Here is a 25,046-nt window from a genome sequence, read left to right as displayed (position 1 = left end):
TGTGGTTACATACTAGGCAACGGTTATCTACACTACGATTCGGTCGCCAGACGGCTGGAAGCGCCAAGGCCACAACCGCCTGCTGGCATGGGGCAAGAAACCAAAGCACGAACGAGGAGTCCTGTATGCCATACCAACTCTTCTGGGGCGACATCCACAACCACTGCGGCATCAGCTACGGGCACGGCAGCCTGGAGCGGGCGCTGACATTGGCGCGGCAGCAGCTTGATTTTGCCTCCGTTACCGGCCATGCCTTCTGGCCGGACATCCCCACCGACCGCGAGACGTTTGGCGCCATCATCGATTACCACCAGGAAGGTTTCGCCAAGCTGCACAGGAACTGGGACACGGTGCAGGATACGTTCGCGTCGTTCGACGATGGGCAGGGCTTCGTTCCGTTTCTCAGCTACGAGTGGCACTCGCGGGGCTACGGCGACCATCATGTGCTTTACAAGGGTACGCATGGGCCGCTGCTGGGCGGCGATACGGTGACAGACCTGCGCGAGAGCCTAATCCAATCTGGACAGCCGTTCATCCTCGAACCCCACCACATCGGCTATCCGCTGGGTGGACGCGGCATCAACTGGGACGCCTACGACCCCACCTATTCGCCCATCGTCGAGACTTACTCCATGCACGGCTGCTCCGAGAGTGACGAAGCGCCGTACCCCATGCTCAACACCATGGGGCCGCGCGACCACAACAGCACCATTCAGGCCGGGCTGGAGCGTGGACATCGCTTCGGCATTGTGGCTTCCACCGACCAGCATTCCGGCTATCCGGGTTCCTATGGCGACGGCCGGCTGGCGGTCTACGCCACGGAGCTATCCCGCGATGCCATCTGGGACGCGCTCTGGCAGCGCCGCACGTATGCCGTCACTGGCGACAAGATGGCGGTTGGTTTCCATATTAATGAAGCCATGCTCGGCGGTGAGACCCACGGCAGCAAGCGGCAACTCAGTATCAGCGCGGAGGGGTCCGACTTCTGGGACACAATCGAGGTAATTAAGAATAGTAGGGTCTGGCGGCGGTGGGCGCCCCTGCCGAGCTATCTGGTACCGGAGGAGAGCCGCCGCTTCCGCGCCAAAGTGCACATCGAGTGGGGGTGGTCTGCGGTTGACCAAGATGCTGATTGGGAGATGGCGGTGCGCTTGAACGACGGCGTTATTCTGGATTGCGAGACCTGCTTCCGCGGCGATCCGGTGCTGCGCCACGAGCAAGTGGAGGGCGTCGCCGAGACGATACCCCACGCCGTGGAGGAACAGTCCGCGCAATACATAGCCTGGCGCTCGGTGACGCGCGGCAACGTGACCACCCGTCACCCCACCACCCAGGGGCTTATTCTCCACCTGGAGATGCCGGTCGGCGCGACCCTTTCCCTCACGGCCAACGGCTACACGGCGGAACATACGCTGGCAGACTTGCTCAGTGCCACACGCGCCCACCACACGGACGGCTTTCGCAGTCCCGCTGTGCGCATTCACCGCGCCGTGCCCGCACAGGACTACACCTTTGCCGCCACCGTCGTGGATAACGAGCCGGAGCGGCCCACGGACTACTATTACGCACGCCTCGCCGCGCGCAACGGCCAGCTCGCCTGGACGACGCCGGTATGGGTGACGAGCTAGAACAACAACGCTAGTGCGTGCTTGCCGCGCAGCGAAAAGACTCCCGGCCCACGGTTCGTCGGGCAAGAGCCGGAGTGGGGAATACGCTGGGCAGTCTTGCGGAATGAGGCCGTAGCTGTTGACAAAGCCAGCACACTAGCCTAATTTTATTGGTAGCATGGAAGCCTGACCGTGTTGCGGCGACTGCATTTCAAAGAGTGTTGTACACTTGCCGCATGTAGAGGAGGTGCGAAACACGGGGATTCGGGCCTACCCAAGCCACACCGCGCACAATGCGCACTTGAGTACGTTGCACGAAGTGTATAGGTATTGGCAAGGAGACAGCAAGAATGAAATCTCGTTTTTCGAGACGAACCATCCTCGGCGGCATGGGCGTCGGCATCGCTGCCACGTTCGCGGCGGCCTGCGGCGCGGCTGCCGGCACGGCTCCGGCCGGCGACACGCCGGCAGAGTCCGAGGAGATGGAAGCCAAAGACACCATGATGGAGAAGCAGAAGGTGCTCTATTGGTCCCACACGACGCAGCCTTTCCATGAGGACATTGGCGCCGAGATGGTCGCTGAGTTCAACGCGTCACAGGATGAGGTCGAGGTATTTGCCGTCGGTACCGCGTACGGCGATACCAAGAGCAAGCTTCCCACCGTGGTTGCGGCGGGCAGCGCCCCTGATATCTCGTTCCTGGACCGCTACATCACGAAGTCGCATGCCGCAGTAGGCGCGACTATGGACATCACGCCGTTCGTGAAGGCTTCCGCCGTGATGCAGCCGGACGACATTTGGGAGCGCATTCTCAATGACGTGACGTATAAAGGCCGCCACTTTGGCTGGCCGTGGGGCCCGGACACCCGCACGCTCTTCCTGAACCACGACATCCTGATCGAGGTCGGCCTCGATCCGGAAGAACCGATCGGGAACTGGGAAGACTTTCACAACGCGTCGAGCAGGATCCACACGTTGGAAGGCGAGAACATTACCCGCCTGGGCTTTGTGCCAAACTGGGGCAGCGCCGGTATCATTGCCGGTTGGATGATTCCTTATTGGCAGCAAGGCATGGATCTCACCAGCGCTGACGAGTCCAAGGCCACCATGGACAATGCGGAGATGGTTGCGGCGCTGGAGCACAGCACCCGCTTCTACGACGCGCAGGGCGGCTGGGACGCCGTGCAGGCCTTCCGCGGCGATATCTCGCCAGCACTCGTGTTTACCGGCGGTGGCGTCGGCATGTTCTTTGATACCTACAGCACGCCCAAGAATACGGCGTTCGCTGAGGAATACGCCAAGATTAACTACAGCGTAGTATTTGAGCCGTATCCGGACGACGGCGAGCCCGCGACCTACGGCGGTGGCTGGTCCAACGTCATTCCTACCGGCGCGAAGTCCGCTGAGGGCGCATTCAAGTTCCTCGAGTTCCTCTTCATGGAGCCGCAGGACCGCCGCTGGGCCGATCGCTGGGACCGCATTCCGGTGCGCAAGTCCGTTGGCCGGAGCGAAGAGTTCATCCAGGGTGACCCCGACCGCGCACACGCCATCGACGAGATGCCGGGCGCGCACTGGGTGGTCACCGCAGCCGGCGGCCCGGACATTCTCGGCGCGCACATCCAGCTCAGCCGGGATGCCTGGCAGCACCTGAAGACCATTCCCGAGGCCATCAAAGAGGCCGAGCAAAAGACCCAGCAACTGATGGACGAGTGGGAAGCCAACTCCGTCGTACAGTAAGACTGGATCGCTCGCAGACTATCATAGGTCTGAGAAACAACAGGTCTGGGACGTTTTCGTCCCAGACCTGTTGGATTCTGTGGGAAGTCTTGAGTGCCTGTGTTTCTTTACGCCTGTAATCTAAAGCAACGTTGACCAAATTGACTTTGTAGTATATAATTCACCCATAGGGTGAATCATGGAAGTCACTTTCAGATCAAAACAGTTGAAATTGTGTTACGAAGAGTCAGCCAAGGCCGTCCAAAAGTGGGGACAGGCCGTTGGGCGTAAGTACATCACCCGAATCAACGAACTCTACGCGGTCAAAGACTTCCAAGACGCCTACAACATTCGTTCGATGCGCCTTCACGCCTTGAAAGGAGGAAGGAAAGGAGAGCTGTCCATCAATCTTACAGGACAGTGGCGCCTCATCGTAACCAAGGGAGAAACCGAGGAACACGTAATCGTACAGAACGTGAGTAACCACTATGAAGACTGAAACTTCGCGTGTGTACTCCGACATGCCAATTCCTCCGGGCGAAGTGCTTGAGGAGGAAATCGAGGCTCGCGGCATGACCCAGAAGGAGCTTGCGGCGAGGCTTGGCAAACCTGCACAGGCAGTAAACGAGATTATCAAGGGGAAGAAGGCCATTACCCCAGACACTGCGATAGGTCTCGGGAAAGTGCTAGGTATTAGCCCGCATTTCTGGAGCACTCTCGAAGCCGACTATCGCATGACTCTGGCTCGGAACCGAGAGCGGGAAGCAATTGCGGCTAACGTGCAATGGCTGGATGAATATCCAATCAGGGAGATGATCAGGCGCGGTTGGATACAGGCCGGGCGGGACAAAGAGAGCAAACTAGAGGCTTTGCTGAGCTTTCTTGGAGTAGCCGACGCCAAGCCGCAGGTGTACCAGGAAGCGGTCGGCTTTCGCATTACTGAGGCTGGGCAGCAGAATATCTCTATGGGTGCTCTTGCGGCCTGGCTCCGCAAGGGGGAGCTTGAAGCGGAGGAAGTGCAGACGGCTGCGTACGACGAGGACGCTTTCCGTCAGGCTCTCGTCGCCATCAGAAGTATGACCGAAGACCCACCGGAGGAATTCGATCCAGCCATGAGAGCGCTTTGCGCGGGAGCAGGGGTAGCGTTCTGCGTGGTTCAAGAATTGCCCAAGAGCGGTGCAAATGGCGCCACACGGTGGCTGTCCCAGCAAAAGGCTCTGATTCAGATGAGCCTCCGCAACAAATGGGCCGACATCTTTTGGTTCAGCTTTTTCCACGAAGCCTGCCACTTGCTGAATCACCGCAGTCTAAGACGCGTGGTGATTGACGGTCTAAACTCCGACCCAGACATGGCAGAGATTGAGTCAGAAGCAGACCGGTTCGCCAGAGATTTCATCATCCCGCCAAGGCAATGGAGCGAATTCTGCAACGCGGGCCTCTTCACGCCAAACCCCGTTAGGGAATTCGCGCAATCGGTTGGGGTAGCCCCGTTTATAGTCGTGGGAAGACTACAGAAGGAAGATTTGATTGGCTATAGCCAACTTACGTCACTGAAACGACGGTACGAATGGGTGGCCGACTCAAACAGCTAGTGTAGACTTGCAGCCCAATTGCTAGGGAGGCTACAGACGTGGGTCCTGAAGAACCCTAATCCAGCCAACCGAATCAAGAATATGGATAGACAGGAGATGCTATGAATTTCACTCACTATGATCTTGGTCAACTCAAAGGCGGTGAGATTGTCGAGGTCACCCTCTCTGGAAACGCAGCCAATGTCAGGTTACTCGACAACTCAAACCTGAGTAGCTATCGCAATGGCCGGCAACACAGATACCATGGCGGATTAGCGAGGAAGTCTCCTATTCGGTTGTCGATCCCACGTTCAGGTCACTGGCATGTGACAGTTGACATGCAGGGCTTACGAGGTAATGTTCGTTCTTCCGCGCGAGTACTTCCAAGTGCTCTGCCTCCGCTCCGAGAGGCTCCCCTATCTCAAGTACCCAGTTTGGTCCAGAATCCTATGTCTGATGATTCACCAGATACTGCCAGGGAATACGACGTGTTCATCTCACATGCATCCGAGGACAAGGACGAGATTGTACGCCCTATGGCTAATGCACTCGTAGCGGAGGGGTTAGTTGTTTGGTATGACGAATTTGAACTGCGGATAGGGGACAGTCTGCGTCGCAAGATAGACCATGGACTCGCCAAATCTCGGGTTGGGCTCGTAGTGGTATCTGAGGCATTCATCGCAAAGGGATGGACCAACTACGAGCTTGATGGAATCATCACAAGAGTCGCAGATGGAAACCAAGTTCTACTTCCCATCTGGCATAACATCTCCAAGGATGCCGTAGTCGAATATAGTCCGTCTTTAGCAGATAAAATTGCCCGCAGTACTGCGACACATACCATTGAGGAAATAGCCACGGAGATTGCGGATCTGATTCAATCTCGTTCTACGTAATCGCCGGTGTCAATTAGCTAGTAGCAAGGTCTAAGCTTCAGGGACAGCGAGCAACCTTGTCACCAACTCCTCGATTTCCTGCGCGATGCCGTCGTTCTTGAGAGCGGAGCGGATGTGCTTGCGGGCGGTGACGAAGTACATTCCTTCTTTGAGGGGGACGTTGGCGGCGACCTTGGCGGCGCGGGCGGCGGCCGCGGCGAGTTTACGGTGTAGGGGATCTTTGACATTGAAGAGGGGAATGGGCAACTCGAACATGAGCTTATCGAAGTCTCGCGTGCCCCATTGGCCGCGGCTTTGCATGTGGGCCACACGGCTGCGCGCGGCCTCACTATTGATGATAGCAATCAGGTACTGCGCCTCGCGTTTGCCGGTGGCGGCCCAATATAACTTATGCTCCAGAACCCCTTCTCTATCCGTGAGAATGGTGGCCGCAGATAGCTTGCCGGAAGCGGCATAGACCACTCGCACTGACGGCGTCGGGAACTGTGCCCTGAGTTTGCCAAAGTAGTCCAGTTGCTCGCTGAACGACATACGTCCCGCGCCGTGGGTGTCCCACAGACGTTCCGCCTCTGTCAGCCACGCGCCGAGGTGGGGATAGCCGGCCTGTTGCGCGGCCTGGGCATCGAGCAGACGCTTACCGTCAGGATCCCAGGGAATGATGCCGTCTACGGGCCGAAGTAGGCGATACGGCGCAACGGATTCACCGAGGTAGACCGGCTGCACGAATTGCTTCTCCATTTGTTGTTGAAGGGACGGTAGGCCTTTCCATGGTTCTTTCTCTTGGCGTGTACGACGGCTCCGCAGGATGGGCGCGTCCGCCGCACTCCCTAAGACACCCACCGAGGAGACTTCTTCTACAATGCACAGCATGCGGGGGAAAAGCGTAGCGCCGTTGCGGAACTTCGCCCGATAGGCCGATCCGCCGGTACGTTTCCCGCCGGTAGGCCACGGTACTGGGGCGTGCGAAAGGTACTGCGCCGCCTGTTCAGGTGTGGCGTCGCGCCGGGGAAGCGTGCCCGTGTACGCTGCGACTTGCTTTGGCAGCGCGCTAGTATCGCCTACGCGCCCGATGAGCACGCACGACGGCACGGGAAAGAGCGGCTGCACAGACTCGTCAAACGTCCAGGCTTGCCGAATTGCGGCCTGAGCAAACACCACGTCCCCTACTCCAAAAACTCCGCTGCGGAAACCCTCGTATTGTTTGCGGTGCAACGTCGCATACGGCAGGACAAAGGCCAGCGTACCGCCCGGTTTGGCATAGAGTTCCGCGCAGCAAGCGTAGAAATACGCGGAGAGGTCTTGGTGCGTGGCCACGTTGCCGCCCGACCAGAGATTGCGGCGCTGGCTCTCCTCGCGAAAACGGCGTTGCATGGCGCGTGACATGTAGCGATAGGCCAGCCAGGGAGGGTTGCCAATGATGACATCGGCCCGTTGGTCGTTTGTAGAGAGCCACACCGGACGCGCCTGATTCCGCACCACATAGCCCCAGATGTGATCGCGACCCGCGGCCCGCAAGTCACAAAGGTGCTGATACGTTTCTGCAAGTCTGCCCCGTCCCCATTCGTCACCAATATCCTCGCGCTGCAACCAAGACTGGAGGTCTGTTGCCGGAGCGCCGCGCTCGCTATAGTCAAGCATCCTCTGGACGATCTCATCGAAATGGGCAACGTCTGCCACAATTGCGGCAGGAAAGTGCAAGCGCGGTCCGTCTGGCACTCGGACCACAACGTCGCGTCCGGTGATGAAGCCTTCAGTATTCCACTGCAAGGAATCTCCCAAGTAAACCGGGATTGCTAGACTGCCTCGGTTGCCGATCAGGCGTTCCGGACCCAACGCCAGCAGATAGGTCACGCGGGCGATGAGCGCCGCCACCGGGTGGATATCCACGCCCAATACCTTGCGCGTACACTCCGCCAGCGCGGAGGCGTTGTCACACCCGTTCATGTCCGCCGCCTCTAGGAAGTGGCGCACGGAGTGGAAGAGAAACGTGCCGGAGCCGCAGGATGGATCGAGCACGCGCTGCTCAAGGGGGTTGGTTACCACCTCTCGCACCATGAGGTCCGCCAGCCAGTCAGGCGTGTAGTACTCGCCGAGTTGGTGGCGTTGAGCCGGATCGATCAGCGATTCATAGAGTTCCTTTAAGACGTCTTGCTGCACGTCCTGCAGGCGAAAGCGTCCGGCTTGGGCGGCGATGCGGCTTACGAGGGCGTCTCCTTCCGGCGCATCCAGAATCCAATCGAAGAAGTCCGATTCTACCGCGCCGGTGATACTCGCGTCGCGAAAGGCCTTGCCGGAAAGCAGGTCGGCGGGCGGAGGCAGGGGAATGCCGAGCGCCCGCGTGGCCATCGTCTTGGCAACTACGGTGAGATAAGTGTGCTGGAAGAACAGGTCGTCAGCATCCACCGATTCGCCGTAGACCATCTGGAGTAAGTCCGCCCACAGCGTGCGCTTTAGTTCCACGTCCGGCGTCGTCTTCACTTCCTGCCATAGCCGCCCTAGGTTTGTGCGGGCAACGTGATAGGCTAAGCTCTGGCGCCCCAGTTCCTTGCGTACGGCCTCTGGTTCGGGCGGGATCTCCGGCTGGATTGCGACGGCGGTATCCAGCCAGGCAAGACAGGCGCCGGGATCGTCTAACGTAGGTGTGAACTTTGCCAGCTCAGCAAGCGTTTCATCGCGCAATTCGTAGGCAATGAATTCCGCTCCATCGGTTGTGATGCCGATGTAGTGTTCGCCGGTATCCCGTTGACGTTGACCGATATAGCGCGCTAATTGCTCCTCTGCATCCCCTAGCTCAACCCGCAGATTTCGCTTAAATTCCAGAATGGTGCGGCCAAGCAAGGCATCGGCCCGACCGCGCACCTCACGGATGTGCTCCTCGAAACGAACCTGCTCGCTGGTCGCCCCAAGCCCCTGCACCAGCAAGTCATAGACAAGCGACCGCACCTTCTCATGTCCTGGGCGGCTGAGAAGCTCGGCGACGACTTCTTGCAGTCGGTCTTCATTCAGCGACATGGCACTTTACGGCAACGTCTCGTACCCAGCCTGTTCGTCTACCGGATACGGCGGGCGTCTGCCTTGGATGACGTCAATGAGGCATTCGAAGGCCATGACCACCATGGCGTGGACGGATTCTTGGGTGACGCCGGCCACGTGGGGGAAGGGCAGGATTTTGGGGTGGGTCAAGAAGGGGTGGTCTGCGGGTGGAGGTTCCACGGAAAAGACGTCGGAGGCGGCGCCGGCCAGTTGACCCGCGTCGATGGCGGCCACCAGCGCCTCCTCGTCCACCAGGCTGCCGCGGGCGGTATTCACAATGTAGGCACTGGGCTTCATGCGCGCCAGCCGGTCGGCGTTGACGAATTTGACGGTCTCCGGCGTGCTCGGCAGGTGGACCGAGATGAAGTCCGCTTCCGCGAAGAGCGCTTCCGGTTCCGCGAACTCCACGCCGAGTTCTTTCGCCGCCGCGTCATCCCACATTACGTCGTAGGCGAGAACGCGCATATTGAAGCCGCTCGCACGGCGCGCCACCGACTTGCCGATGCGGCCGAGACCCAGGATGCCCAGGGTCTTATTGCACACGTCCACGCCTTGAATGCGGTGAAACCCGCCGTCACGGGAGATAGCCGCATGCTCCACAAGCTGCCGCGCCACCGCCAGGATCATAGCAAAGGCATAGTCGGCAACCGTATCGTTGTTGGCTCCGGGGGTGATGGTGATCCAGACACCATGTCTGGTGGCGGCGTCCACGTCGATCTGGTCGTAGCCCACGCCGACGCGGGCCACGATCTTGAGCTGCGGATGGGCGGCGAAGACGCGCTCGGTGAAGTGGTCCGAGCCGGCAACGAAAGCCACGACGCCGTCAAGGTTGTCGATGAGCTCCTGTTCGGTAAGTGGGCGAAACACGTCGAGCGGTGGAGCCAACTCCACGCCGGCATTGCGCAGCGTGTCCCAGTGCGGCCCGGGAAGATCAAGGATAGAACGTGCGCCGATGAATACCTTTGCCACCAGTCTCTCACCTTTCTCGTTAGCAGTATCTGAATGCAGAGCTTCTCTATTATCGTCTAACGCGCCGTCCCATGCCTACCTACGTGGAGAATCGCCTTGGCAGCGCAAGCGCTTGCATGCATGCTTGGCTCCTGCGTCGATGTAGCGCCTGCAACCGGCCGCACGCAGATGCCGGGAGCACGTCTCGCGCTACTAAAATAAACGAAAACACCCCTTTAATTGGTCTTGTGAAACTGTGCGAGACAACTGATGTTGAACTTGGCCGGCACCGCTTCCCCCTCACCCCGACCCTCTCCCCCGGGGAGAGGGAGTAATCCCGCTTGCCGGCGGGTAATACGTTGGTCTTCCCAGGGAGAGGTGGAATTGCCGCCTGCTCACGCGGGCATCATGTTGGTCTTCCCCCGGGGGAGTGGAAGAATTGCCGCTCGCTCACGTGGGTTTCAATTTTGTTTTGTGGGGAGAGGGAAATCTTCTCCCCTGTCGGTGCGTGTTGTGCAGGTTGTCCCTCGGCGCTGGCGGAGGATCACCGGCCTAGTGCCTGCGCGCCGGTAGTGAGTTGACGTTTCGCAAAGCAACATAGTACGGTCATATTCATAGGTTTTGCAGCATGTGCACGCATGCTTTTTTCATCGTACACGCCCTCATTTACAGCATTTAGGACCCACAGGATGAGCAATCCGGAATCAGACAAGAGGCCGAGCGGGAAGCGGAGAAGACGCCAGACGCGCTATGGCGAAGAAGAGATTGAATCCGTAGAGATTCGCTACTTCCCAAATCCTGGACCCAAGCGTGACTACTACGTGCAGATTCGCCTGCCGGAGTTGACGTTCAAAGACCCCGTTTCCGGGTACCCGGACTTCGCCGTCGCCACCATGGTGTACGTGCCCGACGCGCGCATTGTGGACCTAAAGACGTTGAAGCTTTACTTTAATAGCTTCCGCGACAAGTACTTCTCCCACGAGCGCATCACCAACGAACTGTTCGACGAATTGCTGGCAGGGCTGAAGCCGCGGGGCGCGCTGCTCATGATGGAGTTCAACCCGCGCGGCAACGTCTCTACGCGGGTTATTACCACCACGGACGATGACTTTCTCGAACGCGCGCAGAACGTCCTCGAAATGCCGGCGACCCGCCCCGCCTTTTAGGCTGCTGCGCCCGCACACGGCTGTAGCCGGCTGCTTGCTTGTGGAGGAGTCTTCCAAACTGAAGCCTTGAGACTCTGTGCCGCAGTTACGTCACTGTCATGAATATGGACGCCGCGCGCCTCCGAGCAAGTGTCTTTGAGGAGCTGCCGCGTCAGTTACCTCGCTGAATTGGTCCCTAGCCCTCGTCAACTTCACCTCCAACCGGCGTGCAATTTCACTAACGCGGTTTCCCATTGGTTCCAGCGCGTGCCAGGGCACCGCAGCGCCGGGAGCCGATTGCTTGGGGCGCAAGCGCCTAGACCCCTCCAGACTGGGAGCGGCCCAGGGCAGGAGGAAGTATCCCCAAAGCCTGAGGATTCGCCGCCGGAACCCCATGCTGTGTCGCAGGAATCCGAAGAATCGGAGGAATGCTCTCTTTCTTGCTAATCCCACATCAAAAGGGCTGTCAAGCTTTTTCACCCGATAATTCTATGCAAAATGGTCTTGTCAATGGAACAAGGAGCGTCATTAGCAGCCATTTATAGCATTGACCCATCGTTTTTTAGGTCATATGCAGGTTTTTCCCTGAATCTTGCCAATTTTTGGGCTGAATTTGGGCTTTGTCCTTGACAGGTATTTGTGCGTTCCCCATAATGTCAGCAGCACCACACCGTGGGTATCAAAATCGTGGTGAGCAGTAAGTATCTTTATAGGTAGCGTTCGGTGAAGGGGCGTACCGAACCCGAACGGATCTTCAGGAGGAGGGATCAATGCGTATTACCAGATACCCTACCCAATCACTCGATAGGACGTTCCTGTACAGTTCCCTTGTCCAGGTCGCTCTCGTGATTGCGGTAATAGTTGCGCTGCTGGCAGTATCGCTGCCCGCGCGCATCGCTTCAGCGGCTCAATCCAGCGCATCTGCGGGGCAGATGGAAGTTGTGATCGTGCCGCCTCGTATTACCATCGCCCTTGGTGACGATGGTTCGCTGCAGTCGGTAACGACTAGCGTATTTATTGGCGGCACGGCTACGCCGGTGAGTATCTCAGCGAAAGACCTAGCCGCGCTGGGCGCGTTCGGTATTCCTGTACCGGCGCTGGGTCTCGATGCCATGACCTTAGGCTTGCTTACGGCCGCTGGTGTTGAGCACCTACAGATTGTTAAAGGCGTGGACGGCTTGATTGACATCTACGTCAACGGCGCCTACACCATCGGTGTAAACTTGGGTGAGGATGCGGCGAACTACGAGCGGGTATTGGCTCTGGTGGAAGGTTTCACCGGATTCGGTATCCCCTTGAAGGACGTCGTGGTTCCCGTGGTGATCGCTTCTGGCGGTGACGTGGTCATCACCATTGGTGAGTCGGACATCCCGGTCCGTGAAGAAGGCGCACCTTCCGGCTACGTGGGTACCGAGCAACAAGAGATTGAGTTGATGGCGAAAGCCAACGTTAGTTACGATGCTGATGGCAATCTCTCGGTGTTGGGTATGTCCGCAGCAGAGCTTGGCCTCGGTACAGTTGCTAATCTTACAGCTGATATCGTTGCCCTCATGGCGGCCAATGGCATCAGCGAGTTGAACGTCAAGATCAACAATGACGGGCTCTCCCTGGGCAGTAATGGTGAGATGCTGGCTGACGTTCGCCTTGGCGACGCCGACGCACTGGGCATTCTCACTGCGTTCGCACCGCAGGCCGGCTTGGCGCTGGATTACCTGCACTTGCGTGACCGCATTGACGTTGACCTGACGGTGAGCCTGCCGTAAGAAGGGGTTGTAGTAGTGTAAATCAGGAAAAGCACTACGCTCCTCGTCATACGCAGGTGATGTGAGGGATACCCTACGCGCCCCAAGGGTATCCCTCATTGCTTAGAAAGACAGACAGTATCTTTGCATGAGTGTTAGACACGAAACCATGAATGCATGCAAGCACAGAGAGGGAAGGCTATGACCACCTGGAGACACTGGTGGGTGCCCGTACCAATTCTGTGGTTGGTCCTTGTCATCATCGCTCTAATTGTGCTGGTAGCAGTCGGTGGGGGACTCACTAAGTTCGCAGCTATTCTGTTCTTGGTGAGTTTTGGTTTGCTCTTCTCACTGCTCTACTTAGGCGCGGGGCTTGGCTACAAGGCAGGGCACCAACTAGGTGGTGGTACTGGTACAGGTCAGGCCGTGGGCATTGTCGGCTTGATCATCGGCGGAATAGTAGGCCTGCTGGCTTCGCTCTTGATCGTTTCTACCGGCTTTGTCAGCCACGGGCTTTCTACACCGTTTGCGCCAGCGCGTCTCTCAGAGGTAGCCCCGGTTTCCGGTCCAGGCGCACCTCCGGAGCGCGCTGAAGAATCAATCGAAGTGTATGGCTTGCCCCAGGCAGCCGTTCAGTTCGGTGAAGACGGCAGTGTCAGTGGCATAGAGGTCGGGATGCATCTTGCCGGGCAACAGTTCAACCTTAGTCTTTCTGAAGGCGAACTGAGCCAGATCGGTATTGGTGAAGTCCTGTCGGCCTCAGCCATCGAATCGCTAAAGACGGCCAATCTTCAACACATCCAACTCATTAAAGGGCCGGGCGGCGATATTGACGTCTACGTCAATGGCGGCTTTGCTGTACGCGTTTCCGTAAATTATGATGCAGCCGCATTGGATAAAGTAATTTCGCTTGTCAAAGGACTTGGCTATGACGTGGTCCTGCCTGATCTCGCGGTGCCCCTGGCGCTGGCGATGATTGGCACCGTTGCTGTGGATTTCCCCACGGCGGACGGCGCGGCAGCGGTAGACAAGTTCACCGGCGAAACATCGCAGCCTCCCGATGTTCCCGGCGCTGCGGAAAACCAATACCCGCTGTTGGTCGGCACGGTCCTGAACGCCAACGGAGACCTGCTGGTGCCTGAGGTTGTCATACTGGAAAATGCCGCGCCGCTGCTCGAAGCCATTGGCTTGAACCTGAGCATGCCCGGTATGCTTCCGGCTGACACTGTGGCAGGCTTGAAGGAAGGCGGCTTGAGCACGATTACTGTCAAGCTGGTCCCGCAAGGCCTTGATATCTACCTGGATGACGTGTATGCTATGACCGTTTTCTTGGGAGACGACGAGGCCCTGCAAAACTTGGCTACGGTTGCAGCAGCTTTTGCCGGTGACGAGGCAGGAGACATGCTGGATTCGGTGGCGCCCTTCCTCTCACGGCGTGACGAGGTGGCGGTTGACATCGTTGTGAATATAGAATAGCGCTTGCTCTCGATCTTGCGTCGCAAGCCCTGCTTCCTTGCAGGGATATGAGATAAGAGCGTGAAGATGGCTGCGGGCATATTGCCCGCAGCCATCATTCAATTAAGCTGAATGCTTTCAGTTGGGACGAGCTGGGGGGCGCGTCCCACTTGTAGCGAAGGCTGCTTGCCAGAGTCCTCGTCGCCACGTTTACGAGGCGCAGGCCGCTGCGAGGGTCTCTGTTTTGTCGACACAGCTTTCCGCTTGCCCCCGGTTGCTACGTTGCCACTTCTGCCATTGCCCTATCTTCATCCCGATGGGGGAGCACTTTACCGGGGAGTCCAGGAGAAGTCTGGAGCTTCGCCGCGACTGGAGATTGCAGGGGCGGCACGGCACCTGCTATGCTGGAATAAGCGTGCGCGGGCACGAAGAAAATACCCAAATATGCCGTTGACCACAGGCACTCCCGGTGGGGGAGTATAATCCTCAAAGTGCGAGGCAAGCCTGTATAGGTAACACCGCAGCACACCGACGACTGTCGCGCTTCACCGCATTGCGGAGCGTGGCGGGCGTAAGAAGGCTGCGCAGGACCTTGGTCGACGCCAAGGTTCTTTTATTTTCAGAAAGGAGGTGATGCGCTTTGGGAACTCGTGAGGAAAAGGCCGCAATCATCGAAGACTTGCGCGAGCGGCTGCGCGGCACAGATCTTGCCATCGTTGCCGACTACCGGGGTCTCACCGTAGGACAGATGCAAACGCTTCGCCGCGAACTCAGGGCTGCCGGCGGCCAGTTCAAGGTGGCGAAGAACACGTTGCTGCGCTTGGCTGCGGAGCGGGAAGACCAGGCTGGCCTCACCCAACTGCTGGATGGCCCAAGCGGCATCGCATTTGCCGACGGCGACATGGTGACGGTAGCGAAAGCCCTAACAACTTTCGCCAAAAGCGTGGATGCCCTCGAAGTACGCGGTGCCCTAATGAACGGACAGGCCATTAGCGCCGATGAGGTCCGCGCGCTGGCGTCGCTGCCGTCACGCGAGGAGCTGCTGGCCAAGATGCTGGGCAGCATGCAGTCCCCCGCGACGAACTTGGTGGGCGTGCTCAGCGCCGTGGCAAGAAGTCTGGCGCTCGTGCTGCAAGCACGGGCGGATCAGTTGCAGCAATCGGAAGGCGCCTAGCTGCCGCTGCATTTCTCGCCTACTATTCACCAGGCGAAGCCGATTTGCACACAATATCGAATCTATTGATCGAACGCGATTCTACCGGAAGGAAAGAAAAACATGGCACAGACGATTTCGACTGAGGACATTATTGGCGCTATCGAGAACATGACGTTGCTCGAAGTCTCAGAGCTTGTAAAGGCTTTGGAAGAGAAGTTCGGCGTTTCGGCTGCCGCACCGGTCGCGGTGGCAGCGTCATCGGGCGATGGCGACGGCGCCGCGGCTGAAGAGGAGAAGGATTCCTTCGACGTCGTGCTCACGGACATTGGCGACAAGAAAATCCAGGTCATCAAGGCCGTGCGCGAGATCACCGGCCTGGGTCTGCGTGAAGCCAAGGCGGCCGTGGAAGCGGCGCCGAATCCGATCAAGGAAGGCGTGAGCAAGGAAGAGGGCGAAGAGGTCAAGGGCAAGCTGGAAGAGGTGGGGGCCACCGTCGAGCTCAAGTAGCGCTCGCAGTCGTCGAACTCACGTAGCGCTCGCAGTCGTCGAGCTCAAGTAGCGTTGGCAATTCGTCGAATGCAAGGAGCGCTTGCGGGCTACAACAGTCCTTGGCTGCACGTAAATTCATCGCACGCAAAGAGCAATCGGGGCCTGCCAACTTGGGCAGGGGCTCTATGCCTCAATATGCCAGCTCGGTCTGCGCCGGTCTGACAGCCCCTCGTCGTAAAAAGAAAGCAGCGCAGTCCAGTATTTACTGGGCTGCGCTGTCGGGATTTACGCCTGTGGCCGGCTATTCAGAATCGCCGACTCGCCCTTTCTCTTCCTGGTGGCGCAATGCCAAACCGTCCTCGCTCAACTGATACAGGTGCACCACACGCAGCGTGGGACAGCACATCCCGTCGCCTTCGCCGTGGGTCACCATTTGCACCCTGATGTATTGATCCGCGACCATGATCTCCTCGATTTTCACCCGGTCGCCCAGCAAAGCGGAAGCCACGTGCACCGGTGCGCCCTCGTCGTTGATGACGGCTTCCAGCGAACGGAACGTGCCGCTGCCGCCGCCGCTTGCTTCCAGCACAACCGCGGCATCCCATATGCCGTCGCCATTAATGTCGCCAAAGGCTACCGCGTCCGTCAGTGCGATGTGAATTTTGCTCGCTGAACCCTCGATTGCCTCTTCGTACGTGCCGTCCTGCAACTGCGCCTGGCCGTCCTTGGCAAACTCATGCTGATAGGTGGCGTTGCGCAGCGCTTCCTCCGTTAGTTTGCCGGCCGGCGTAATGCGTTCAAGCAACCTGAGCACGCCAAAGCCCAAGTTGTAGCGGCGCATTTCCGCCTGCGTGGGACAACACATGGCATCTCCCTCACCATGTGTCATCATCCGCACCGTGATGACGAAATCCTCGATCTCGACTGAGTCGACTTGAATGCGGTCCCCGAGCGCGGCGGAGTGAAAGTGAAACGGATTGCCCATTCTGTTAATGACGATTGCCAGCGTGTGGAACGAGCCACTGCCGCCTCCACTAGCCACCAGCACGACCGCGGCATCGTCGAGTCTGTCACCATTTACATCGCCGAATGCGATGTGTTCGGTCAACGCCAGGGTGTTCTTACTGGCGGAGTCCGGCGCAACCTGCTCCTCGTACACGCCGTCCTGCAACTGCGCCTTTCCCGCCTTCACGAACTCAGAATCATACGTGGCATTCTCCAGCACATCGACCGTGAGCGGCGCCGGTTCACCATCTATCAGATTGGGCTCTTGCCCATAGGGTTCCTGCATTGCGCAGCCGGCCAATACAAGCACGGTTACCAGCAGTCCCAAAGCGAGTACGTAGGACACCACTGAACGCATCATGATCCCCTATCCTTCCAGAGCCGCATTTGCCGTCACTTCACCCTCGCGCGCGCTTCTCGTGTCCCGCATACTCCCTCGCCGGCCGCGCGTATGGGTGACAGTATACGGAATAGCCGTACCTTCTGTCCTATCCGGCGGGCCGGCGGATCATGCGGAATAGCTGGGCGCCAATCAGAACAGCAACACTCACCACTGCCAAACCGTACATCGGCCAGGCAGTCCCGCTGGCGCGACCCAAGAGCGCGCTGCCAACAGTGACGAACGCCACGCCGCATAGGGCCGCGTCATCACGCCGGAGTAGAGCAGAGAGATGCCGGCTGCCGCCGGAATGTCGGGATACGGTCCCAGCACGCGGCGTGCCGGCCAATTGACCCGCGTAGCCCCGTAACCGCATGACCATATACAGCCGCTGCACATAGTCCATGCTGTGCACAAAGACTAGCCCCAGTCCGATGCTGAGGTTCTTAACCCGTTGCCACGGCGAACCGCCGCCGAGCCCGCCCCGCAGGCGCAGCGAGAGCAGCAAGCGCCGGGTGAGTTCCAACAGGACAAACACCGCGCGATAGGCCATGAGAAGGCTCTCAGCCACCAATGCGGGCAGAAACCGGCTCAGCGGCGCAAAGATGCGCGGATAGGGTGTGGAGGCAACGAGCAGCAGGACAACCAGCGCCATTGTCGGCGCCTTGGCGATGATGGTGAGGACCGTGAGCCAAGTGCCGTCCCAGCGCGAGATAGCGAAGATAGCCACAAATAACACCGTGTAGAGCGAGGTTGCACCAAGTGTCAGCACCGGCAGCGGTGTAGTGAGGAGCAAGGCCAGCACCAGACCGTACGTTGCCAGCAAGAGCACGACGTGGTCTGCCAGTGTCACGGTCACAAGTACCGCCACGACGAGCATTACTTTGGCCGTCAGCGTGGCATTATGCAGCCAACTGCGGTAGTGCGTTGCCCAGAGATCAACCGTGCCGATATCCATTAGGGTCTGTTCCTCATGTCGGAGGGGCACGACAGGTCGTGCCCCTACATGGAGACCTTTGCGCAACTCAAGCGGTAGCGAAATAGTTCCCTCTCCCTCGACGGGAGAGGGCTAGGGTGAGGGTGGATTTCCTGAAATCTCTCCATATGCACACCGATTCTGCCCTGATACGTCTTGACACTGCCCAGCGTAAAGGGCCATCGTAGCAAAAAGACCCCCTCACCCCAACCCTCTCCCCCAGGAGAGGGAGTGCCCTGCTTGAAAGTGGGGTTATGCAAAGGTCTCCTACATGGGCTGACGCGCTTGCGAGCGCCTTCTACTCCTGGGCAGCCGGAACACGCGCCGGTATCACCAAGTCACGCCGTACGCGCGCCAAGAAACCGATGATCAAGCTGACCAAGATGCCTTCCAACACCCATCCGATCAGACCAAGGATTAACACCGCACGGGTATAGACCAAGAACGGAGACTCTCCAACGATAGTGGGCGCTTCCTCATGCTCCTCATGATCACCCTCGAAAACGTGCAAGGCCACCACGCCCTCGGCAAATGGATCCTGGATTGTGCCTGTTTCAATGCTATACGCGCCCAGTTCCCCCATCTCGCCTTGAAATGGATTGATGTTGCCTGCCGCGACAACGCCGAGAAACAACCCGGTCGTCAACGCAAGCGCAATGAATGCGCTAATCCCCGCTGTAAGGGCTGCGCGCTCCCTTAGCAATTTCAAGAAACCCCGGAAGAGCAGGTATCCCATGGTGATCTCTGCCCCCATGAGCACGGTGTTGATCCCGATGAGGGTAATCGCCCCGTCGCCCATGAGCCAGCGGAGAATCATGAAGATGTGGCCCGCAATGAAGCCATAGACCGGCCCGAGCAAGATACCGGCTACCACGGTCAGGTGCGGCTCATAGGCGATAGGAACGAGCGCAAACGACATGGCAACCGTCATCAGCGCGGCCATCACGCCAATCAAAGGCACCATGCGCACCATGGCTTCACGGTCCGTGCGCAGAACGATCAGTCCGACCATAGCAATCGTAACCACCCAGCCAAGGCCCCACAGCCAGACCGGAAAAACGCCGTCCGGCACCATGATGTGCGTCATACCCCAAAGCTCTCCTTCATAGCCGTTAATAGGCTGAAATTAAACAGCGCGACCACGCATGGATTATACACAACTCGCCACTGCCGCTGCTCTCCACTCTCGGATAAGCACTTCTGCAATGAGGCTGAGGCGCGGTGGGCGCGATGCCCGTCTTACCTGCTACAATCTAGCGCAGAGGCATACAAGGCCGCTCGCAGCGGCATTGGCAGTTTGTGCTCCGCTCCTCACGAAACCGGGCTGAGAGCACTATCGACAAGTATGTATTTAGGGAGAAAGCGACTACATGGCAGAGCAGAACGCAGGCACCTGTGACATTGGTGTCATCGGCATGGCGGTTATGGGACAGAACCTTGCCTTGAACATTGAGAGCAAGGGTTTTACGGTGGCGGTTTTCAACCGTACGACCTCGCGTACTGAGGCGTTCGTCAAAGAGCGGGGACAGGGCAAGAACGTGGTCGGCGCCCTGACGCTGGAAGATTTCGTTGCCGCCCTCAAGCCCCCGCGCAAGGCAATGCTCATGGTGCAGGCCGGCGCGGGTACGGATGCGGTAATTGACGCCTTGCTGCCGCTGCTCGATCCCGGCGACCTCATCATCGACGGCGGCAACTCGTTTTATGACGATACCGAGCGGAGGGCCGCCGCCGTAGAAGCGCAGGGGCGCGGCTACATCGGCACCGGCGTGAGCGGCGGCGAGTACGGCGCGTTGCACGGACCTTCCATCATGCCCGGCGGCACGGAGACGGCGTATGCGGCGGTGGAACCCATCTTCACCAAGATCGCGGCACAGGTGGACGACGGTCCCTGCTGCGCTTACTTAGGCCCGGGGTCCGCCGGACACTACGTGAAAATGGTCCACAACGGTATCGAGTACGGCATCATGCAGGTGCTGGCGGAAGCCTATGACGTGATGCAGCGCGGCCTGGGCATGACCGTGCCTGAAATACAGGAAGTCGTGGCCGGTTGGAATGCCGGCGAACTGCAGTCGTTTCTCGTGGAGATCACCGCCGACATCCTGACCCGCAAGGACACCGAGACCGACAAGTTCGTCGTCGAGATCATCCAGGACAGCGCGGCGCAGAAGGGCACGGGCAAGTGGACGTCCCAGAGCGCCCTCGACCACGGCATTCCCATTCCCACCATTACCGCCGCTACCGAAGCACGGATTCTCTCCAGCTTCAAGGAGATCCGCGAGCAGGCCGACGGTATCCTGCACGGCGCGTCGCCTGCATTCGCCGGCGCGCGGGAAGAGTTGCTGCCCGCGCTCCAAGATGCCGTCTACCTGGCGGCGGTTTCCGCCTACGCCCAGGGCATGCATCTTCTCACCGCAGCCTCGGCTGAACGCAACTACAACCTGGACTTCGCCACTGTCGCGCGCATCTGGAAGGGTGGCTGCATCATTCGTTCACTGCTGCTCGAGCCCATCAAGCAGGCGTTCGCCGCCGACCCGGACCTGCCCAATCTCATGCTGGCGGAGCCGTTTGCAACTGACGTCAGGGAGCGTACACCCGGCCTGCGCCGCATCGTAGCGGCAGCAGTCTCCGAAGGCTTGCCCACGCCGGCGATGAGCGCCGCGCTCAACTACATCGAGGGCTACCGCACGGCGCGGCTGCCCGCCAACCTTGTGCAGGCCCAGCGCGACTATTTCGGCGCGCATACGTACCAGCGTGTGGACATGGAGGGCGCGTTCCACACCGAGTGGCAGGACATTCACAATATCTCGTAGGTGATGCCAACCGGGGTGTAACGAGCGTGGCAGGCCCCAAGCGGCACGCGCGTTTATCTGGTTACGTGCAGTGATGTAACGCCAAATCGGTTCTGTACGGAGACACAGGCACAGCGTGAAGAAGCGGGGGACAAGCCCCCGCGCTACGTCAAGACTCGCTTGATTGCTACGTCATGCTAGCTAGTTTCCACACCGCGCCGTTCGCCCTGAGCTCAGTCGAAGGGTCAATGGTGTACTGCTAGGCGCACGCACTCTGCACGTTGGGCATTACGTGATTCTTTGCAGTTCCAGCGTATCCTACCGAGTGACTCCTGCACGGGGGCGAATGTGCTTTGTGATAGTTCAAGCTCCGATGTTGCCGCTTTCCTGAGTTGCCAAATTGCTGTTGCAACCGAGCATATGGACTGGCACGGCGGCGAGATCAAGCTGGTTGCCTCTGCCTATGTCACGCACGAGTTGCCGCCGCCGGACTACATTACGTCCGTGCGGTCACTCGTGTTCCACGATGACAGCGTCCTTTTGATGCGTAATAGGGATGGAGCGCGAGTCCTGCCGGGCGGCAGGCTGGAAGCTGGAGAAACGCTGCTGGACGCGCTGCATCGTGAGATACGCGAGGAAGCCGGCGTTCAACTCAGGGACATCCACCGCTTGGGGTTTGTGCATCTCCGGCACCAAACGCCAAGACCTCCGCAATACGCGTACCCGTATCCCGACTTCTTCTGGGTGGTCTTTCGATCCCACTCCCACAGCAAGTGCGCCGTGCCGCAAAAGCCGGATGAATACCAAATCTCGGCCGAGTTCGTTCCGCTCGCGAAGCTTGAGGGATTGAATCTGAGACCGTTGGACCAGGCGTATCTCGCCGCTGCCACACAGGGTCAAGCGCGGGATAGAGGGCCGGACTAGCGGATCCCGGCGCGAGCTATGAGCGGCATTCTCCGGCCGTGCCGCCGAAGATCTCCAGCATTCGCTGCCGTCGGAAGGCGAAGATTCTTTCTAAGTCCCGGCCAACGAGCAGAACATTGGTGAACGCACCGCCCAGCAATGCGTACTCTACGTTGTCCGTCGCGAATGTCCCGCCGTCTTGCGCTACGAACACGTGCTCGTGCACCCAGCGGCGGTAAGGTCCTTCGATTTGGCAGTCAACGAAACGATGCGGCGGCTCCCACGCCTGGATTGCAGTGCGCCAGCGCAGGGGGAAGCCGCGATACCGCAGCCGATAGTCGATGCGGGTGCCGGCCGCCATTGCAATCGGCAGGGGCGTTTGGATCGTAAACCGCAGCCACGGCGGCGTGAGGCTTTCCAGGTTTGCCGCATCGGCGAAGAAGGAGAACACGTCCTCTACCGGCTGCGGCAGCCAGAGGCTTGTCTCAAGGGTGAATCGTCGCATAGCAAGAACCCCGCTCCGCGCGGCCGCAAGAGATTCCTTCTTCAGAATTAGTTGTACTAGACTAGACTCCCTCGTTGGGCTGGTCTTCATGTCATTCCGAGCGGAGCGTCGAACAGGGTTCGCGGAATCTAGAATCCTCCACAAACGAGATTCTTCGTCGCTGCGCTCCTCAGAATTGTAAATGTCAGGTAATTCGTTGACTGATTTGAGAACAAAAGCAGCTGAACGCAGTACTCTAAATGAACAGTACACATGTCATTCCGAACGGAGCGCAGCGAAGAGAGGAATCTAAGATGTTGAGCCTATTGGGTGACACGTTGCATGGGCCCTAGATTCCTCGCTCCGCTCGGAATGACATGATCTGTCAACACTGCCAATTTGGGAGAGAATTCTGTCAACGAATTACTCAACACTTACAAGAATGACAGATTGAGGAGCCTTATTCAGGAAATTATGAACAGGGCTTCGCTTATCCTCGAGATAAGTGTCCGAATCTACTAATTCCTTCCTTATTGGTTTTGGCAAACTTGGTACGCTCGTGGGGCTGGCGCAACCGTACGTGCAGAGGGTGCCCTCGCTCACGGACTCATCTCAAGCAGCCAGATGGCGTAGTCCTCTGCGGAGACGAAAGCAAGGTGCCGGCCAGCGGGGGCGAGCGCCCAGTCGCCGTTGGCAATGAAGAGCGGCGTCTGCGCCGGATCGGTGAGTCGAGACCGTTCGCCGGAAGCGACGTCCAGCTTCCACACACCGAAGCCGGAGGCCGGTGTCTCGCGCGCCGGAATGTAGAGCAGCGATGCGCCCTCAGCGCCGACCCAGGCGTATCTGACCGCGAAGTCGAGCCGCTTTTGCGCGCCGGTAGCTACATTCATTGCCCAGGTGGTGTTCAAGTCCGGGTCTTCCTCAAACGCCTTGAGAAAGACCAGCCATGCGCCGTCGGGCGAGAGTGAGATGTTGCGCAAATGCACGCCGTCATCGAATTTCTCAAGTGCGCCGTTGGTCGCGTCGACCTGCCAGAGGGTAGGGCGTTCGGTGTCGGGGTCCCGTGTACCCAACACCAGCAAGTGTGCGCCGTCGGGGAACCAGCCCACAATACCGACGCCGTAGAGCGTGGTTAGATGCTGCGGGTTGCTGCCGTCCAGCGCCGCCACCACAATCGGGTTCTCGCGGCGACTGGCGAACAACGTCTGCTGCGACGGACGCCCATCATACGCAACACGAGCGCCGTCGGGAGAGATGAACGGTAGGCTGCCCACGCCAAAGAGCGCCCAACCCTCGCCGGTCTGCCGATCATGCACGGTGACGCCCAGCGGCGTTTGGTGCGCCAGCGCGATTACGTACCGATCGTTATATTGCAGCACGCCCACCACCGCGCTATACAGCGCCGCTGCTCCCGTGGCGATGTCCACGCCCCAGATTGCGGCCGGACGGTCATCCGGCTTATCAACGTAGAGCACCTGCGTGCCATCGGCCGACCACCAGATACTGCTGCAGCACCCGGGCGCGGTAAGGCGTCTTAGCACCGGGCTCGGTGTTGGCGTCGGGGCAAATGGCGTGCCGATGGCCGGCAGCGCAGTCGGTGTTGGCTCGAACGCCGTGCCGGTGGCCGGCAAGACTGTCGGCGTCGGCGGAAGGGAAACCTGCAAGGTAAGCACCGGCGTACCCTCGGCGTTTGGCACGTACGTGTACGCGCAGCCGCTGCCCAGCAAGAGCCAAAGCCCGAGGAGAAGACTTGCGCCAAGACGACGCCGCATATGCCGTACCACAGCGCCTTAACGCATCCAAAGGCGGGCGTAGTCATTGAGAATGCGCCCGCCGAAAAGCGTGTCCGGCTGATCTTCGATTAATTGCCAACGGCGCGGATTCTCAAGGTCTTTGACAAAGCCGAGGAAGCGGCCCAACGCCGCATTGTGCCAATCAGCCTTGATCAAGGGCGCCGGATTGACCGCGCGGGTGCGGTCCGGCCGTCGGATCTCCAGGTGCAGGTGAGGCGCGGCTAAGCAAGCCACGTTATCGAGCCAGTCACCCGCGTAGCCGATGAGATCGCCCGCTTGCACCGAGCCGCCGGCAGGAACTGCCGGAAACCGGCGCAGATGTCCGTACAACGACAGGTCACCGTTGGGGTGCAGCACGATCGCGTTATGGGGACCCGCGCCAAAGGAGAGGTCGTCCGCGCCGATCACCACGCCGTCGCCGATCGCCCTGATCTCAGTATCGCACGGGCAGGCAAAGTCGATGCCGAAATGAATCCCCTGCCCTTCCCGATAGACCGTGTGGCGGAAGCGGTGTGCCAGGTTCGTATTCCCATACCACTGCGCCACGTACCAGGTGCTCGGTCCCGGCGGCGTATTGAAGGGAAGCTGGTAGATGGGTTCTTGCTCAGCGGGAAGCGGGAGCTCACGCGGCGCGAGTTTGCTGGCGGGGACGAAGAGCCCGGCATACTTCAATAGAAGACGGCGCGATAGCGATTGCACCAGTGCTACCCTCTGGGAGATTCTCTGCAAGATATAGGATGCCAGCAGGCGCCATTGAGCACTGGCACTGCGGCCTTACGGCCTACCCTAGGTAACGAAGCCCACTTGTGTCCTATGAGCGTACTTATCCTACCAGAGTAAAATCTCCTTGCCAACTCTTAACCTGGATATTTCTACAGAGATGAACCAAATTGCACTGCTTGACGCTCGCCCATACGCATGGTAGCGTGTGTGCAGAATATTCGATCTAGCGGTAGTATA

20 protein-coding genes are annotated in these 25,046 nt (G+C 59.0%); 12 read left to right on the top strand and 8 right to left on the bottom strand.

Features of this window, described 5'->3' with window-relative positions:
• Positions 1 to 125: 125 nt before the first annotated feature.
• The 5 genes from OXE05_09495 (at position 126) to OXE05_09475 (ending at position 5,789) form a co-directional block, all read left to right on the top strand.
• The gene (locus OXE05_09495; protein MCY4437550.1) at positions 126 to 1,628 is read left to right on the top strand and encodes a DUF3604 domain-containing protein; all 1,503 of its coding nucleotides are present in this window, start codon (positions 126 to 128) and stop codon (positions 1,626 to 1,628) included.
• A gap of 329 nt (positions 1,629 to 1,957) precedes the next feature.
• On the top strand, positions 1,958 to 3,343 hold the full coding sequence (locus tag OXE05_09490; GenBank protein MCY4437549.1) for an extracellular solute-binding protein: 1,386 nt from the start codon (positions 1,958 to 1,960) through the stop codon (positions 3,341 to 3,343).
• 178 nt (positions 3,344 to 3,521) lie between these two features.
• Positions 3,522 to 3,821: a type II toxin-antitoxin system RelE/ParE family toxin gene (locus tag OXE05_09485; GenBank protein ID MCY4437548.1), complete on the top strand. Its 300-nt coding sequence runs from the start codon at positions 3,522 to 3,524 to the stop codon at positions 3,819 to 3,821.
• Positions 3,811 to 4,914 (top strand): HigA family addiction module antitoxin, encoded by a 1,104-nt coding sequence (locus OXE05_09480; protein MCY4437547.1) that lies wholly within the window; start codon positions 3,811 to 3,813, stop codon positions 4,912 to 4,914. The genes OXE05_09485 and OXE05_09480 overlap by 11 nt, the downstream gene beginning before the upstream one ends.
• Before the next feature lie 101 nt (positions 4,915 to 5,015).
• A complete protein-coding gene (locus OXE05_09475; GenBank protein ID MCY4437546.1) occupies positions 5,016 to 5,789 on the top strand; it encodes a DUF1883 domain-containing protein in 774 nt (257 codons plus the stop codon).
• A gap of 30 nt (positions 5,790 to 5,819) precedes the next feature.
• Here OXE05_09475 and OXE05_09470 read toward each other — a convergent pair whose 3' ends face one another.
• Positions 5,820 to 8,801, bottom strand: coding sequence for an N-6 DNA methylase (locus OXE05_09470; protein MCY4437545.1), 2,982 nt, complete (start codon positions 8,799 to 8,801; stop codon positions 5,820 to 5,822).
• Positions 8,802 to 8,807: 6 nt separating this feature from the next.
• Positions 8,808 to 9,791 (bottom strand): phosphoglycerate dehydrogenase, encoded by a 984-nt coding sequence (locus tag OXE05_09465; protein MCY4437544.1) that lies wholly within the window; start codon positions 9,789 to 9,791, stop codon positions 8,808 to 8,810.
• Positions 9,792 to 10,459: 668 nt separating this feature from the next.
• Here OXE05_09465 and queF point away from each other — a divergent pair.
• The 5 genes from queF to rplL all read left to right on the top strand — a co-directional run bounded on the left by queF (position 10,460) and on the right by rplL (position 15,775).
• Positions 10,460 to 10,936 (top strand): preQ(1) synthase, encoded by a 477-nt coding sequence (queF, locus tag OXE05_09460; GenBank protein ID MCY4437543.1) that lies wholly within the window; start codon positions 10,460 to 10,462, stop codon positions 10,934 to 10,936.
• Between the two features lie 749 nt (positions 10,937 to 11,685).
• Positions 11,686 to 12,678 carry a hypothetical protein gene (locus tag OXE05_09455; GenBank protein ID MCY4437542.1) on the top strand — a complete coding sequence of 331 codons (993 nt, stop codon included), beginning with the start codon at positions 11,686 to 11,688 and terminating at the stop codon, positions 12,676 to 12,678.
• A 180-nt stretch (positions 12,679 to 12,858) separates the two neighbouring features.
• Positions 12,859 to 14,133 carry a hypothetical protein gene (locus OXE05_09450; GenBank protein ID MCY4437541.1) on the top strand — a complete coding sequence of 425 codons (1,275 nt, stop codon included), beginning with the start codon at positions 12,859 to 12,861 and terminating at the stop codon, positions 14,131 to 14,133.
• A gap of 619 nt (positions 14,134 to 14,752) precedes the next feature.
• Complete coding sequence (gene rplJ, locus OXE05_09445; protein ID MCY4437540.1) at positions 14,753 to 15,286, top strand: 50S ribosomal protein L10; 534 nt, start codon at positions 14,753 to 14,755, stop codon at positions 15,284 to 15,286.
• Positions 15,287 to 15,388: 102 nt separating this feature from the next.
• A complete protein-coding gene (rplL, locus tag OXE05_09440) occupies positions 15,389 to 15,775 on the top strand; it encodes a 50S ribosomal protein L7/L12 (GenBank protein ID MCY4437539.1) in 387 nt (128 codons plus the stop codon).
• A gap of 283 nt (positions 15,776 to 16,058) precedes the next feature.
• Here rplL and OXE05_09435 read toward each other — a convergent pair whose 3' ends face one another.
• The 3 genes from OXE05_09435 to OXE05_09425 all read right to left on the bottom strand — a co-directional run bounded on the left by OXE05_09435 (position 16,059) and on the right by OXE05_09425 (position 19,204).
• Positions 16,059 to 17,123, bottom strand: coding sequence for a hypothetical protein (locus tag OXE05_09435; GenBank protein MCY4437538.1), 1,065 nt, complete (start codon positions 17,121 to 17,123; stop codon positions 16,059 to 16,061).
• A 127-nt stretch (positions 17,124 to 17,250) separates the two neighbouring features.
• The gene (locus OXE05_09430) at positions 17,251 to 18,099 is read right to left on the bottom strand and encodes a hypothetical protein (GenBank protein MCY4437537.1); all 849 of its coding nucleotides are present in this window, start codon (positions 18,097 to 18,099) and stop codon (positions 17,251 to 17,253) included.
• Positions 18,100 to 18,415: 316 nt separating this feature from the next.
• Positions 18,416 to 19,204: an energy-coupling factor ABC transporter permease gene (locus tag OXE05_09425; GenBank protein ID MCY4437536.1), complete on the bottom strand. Its 789-nt coding sequence runs from the start codon at positions 19,202 to 19,204 to the stop codon at positions 18,416 to 18,418.
• Positions 19,205 to 19,487: 283 nt separating this feature from the next.
• On the opposite strand from OXE05_09425, the gene gndA reads away from it, so the two are divergent.
• Positions 19,488 to 20,927, top strand: coding sequence for an NADP-dependent phosphogluconate dehydrogenase (gndA, locus tag OXE05_09420; GenBank protein ID MCY4437535.1), 1,440 nt, complete (start codon positions 19,488 to 19,490; stop codon positions 20,925 to 20,927).
• A gap of 399 nt (positions 20,928 to 21,326) precedes the next feature.
• Entirely contained in the window at positions 21,327 to 21,830 is a 504-nt protein-coding gene (locus OXE05_09415; protein ID MCY4437534.1) for an NUDIX domain-containing protein, read from the top strand.
• A gap of 16 nt (positions 21,831 to 21,846) precedes the next feature.
• On the opposite strand, the gene OXE05_09410 is transcribed toward OXE05_09415, so the two are convergent.
• From OXE05_09410 to OXE05_09400, 3 genes are all read right to left on the bottom strand, one after another.
• A complete protein-coding gene (locus OXE05_09410; protein ID MCY4437533.1) occupies positions 21,847 to 22,314 on the bottom strand; it encodes an SRPBCC family protein in 468 nt (155 codons plus the stop codon).
• A gap of 578 nt (positions 22,315 to 22,892) precedes the next feature.
• Positions 22,893 to 24,065, bottom strand: a complete 1,173-nt coding sequence (locus tag OXE05_09405) for a hypothetical protein (protein MCY4437532.1) — start codon at positions 24,063 to 24,065, stop codon at positions 22,893 to 22,895.
• 18 nt (positions 24,066 to 24,083) lie between these two features.
• Positions 24,084 to 24,785 carry a M23 family metallopeptidase gene (locus OXE05_09400; protein MCY4437531.1) on the bottom strand — a complete coding sequence of 234 codons (702 nt, stop codon included), beginning with the start codon at positions 24,783 to 24,785 and terminating at the stop codon, positions 24,084 to 24,086.
• Positions 24,786 to 25,046 lie beyond the last annotated feature (261 nt).

It is taken from the genome of Chloroflexota bacterium, from assembly GCA_026710945.1.
In the GTDB taxonomy this organism is placed as follows: Bacteria; Chloroflexota; UBA11872; order VXOZ01; family VXOZ01; genus VXOZ01.
Note: the sequence above shows the minus strand (reverse complement) of the source record. Positions and strands in the feature narration are given on the sequence as shown.

Excerpts from the sequence above, each read along its gene's own strand:
- OXE05_09490 (MCY4437549.1), top strand. The coding sequence starts at position 1,958 with ATGAAATCTCGTTTTTCGAGACGAACCATCCTCGGCGGCATGGGCGTC.
- OXE05_09480 (MCY4437547.1), top strand. The coding sequence starts at position 3,811 with ATGAAGACTGAAACTTCGCGTGTGTACTCCGACATGCCAATTCCTCCG.
- OXE05_09430 (MCY4437537.1), bottom strand. The coding sequence starts at position 18,099 with ATGGATATCGGCACGGTTGATCTCTGGGCAACGCACTACCGCAGTTGG.
- OXE05_09455 (MCY4437542.1), top strand. The coding sequence starts at position 11,686 with ATGCGTATTACCAGATACCCTACCCAATCACTCGATAGGACGTTCCTG.
- OXE05_09435 (MCY4437538.1), bottom strand. The coding sequence starts at position 17,123 with ATGATGCGTTCAGTGGTGTCCTACGTACTCGCTTTGGGACTGCTGGTA.
- rplL (MCY4437539.1), top strand. The coding sequence starts at position 15,389 with ATGGCACAGACGATTTCGACTGAGGACATTATTGGCGCTATCGAGAAC.
- OXE05_09410 (MCY4437533.1), bottom strand. The coding sequence starts at position 22,314 with ATGCGACGATTCACCCTTGAGACAAGCCTCTGGCTGCCGCAGCCGGTA.
- gndA (MCY4437535.1), top strand. The coding sequence starts at position 19,488 with ATGGCAGAGCAGAACGCAGGCACCTGTGACATTGGTGTCATCGGCATG.
- OXE05_09485 (MCY4437548.1), top strand. The coding sequence starts at position 3,522 with ATGGAAGTCACTTTCAGATCAAAACAGTTGAAATTGTGTTACGAAGAG.
- queF (MCY4437543.1), top strand. The coding sequence starts at position 10,460 with ATGAGCAATCCGGAATCAGACAAGAGGCCGAGCGGGAAGCGGAGAAGA.
- OXE05_09415 (MCY4437534.1), top strand. The coding sequence starts at position 21,327 with ATGGACTGGCACGGCGGCGAGATCAAGCTGGTTGCCTCTGCCTATGTC.
- OXE05_09470 (MCY4437545.1), bottom strand. The coding sequence starts at position 8,801 with ATGTCGCTGAATGAAGACCGACTGCAAGAAGTCGTCGCCGAGCTTCTC.
- OXE05_09450 (MCY4437541.1), top strand. The coding sequence starts at position 12,859 with ATGACCACCTGGAGACACTGGTGGGTGCCCGTACCAATTCTGTGGTTG.
- OXE05_09425 (MCY4437536.1), bottom strand. The coding sequence starts at position 19,204 with ATGACGCACATCATGGTGCCGGACGGCGTTTTTCCGGTCTGGCTGTGG.
- OXE05_09475 (MCY4437546.1), top strand. The coding sequence starts at position 5,016 with ATGAATTTCACTCACTATGATCTTGGTCAACTCAAAGGCGGTGAGATT.
- OXE05_09405 (MCY4437532.1), bottom strand. The coding sequence starts at position 24,065 with ATGCGGCGTCGTCTTGGCGCAAGTCTTCTCCTCGGGCTTTGGCTCTTG.
- OXE05_09495 (MCY4437550.1), top strand. The coding sequence starts at position 126 with ATGCCATACCAACTCTTCTGGGGCGACATCCACAACCACTGCGGCATC.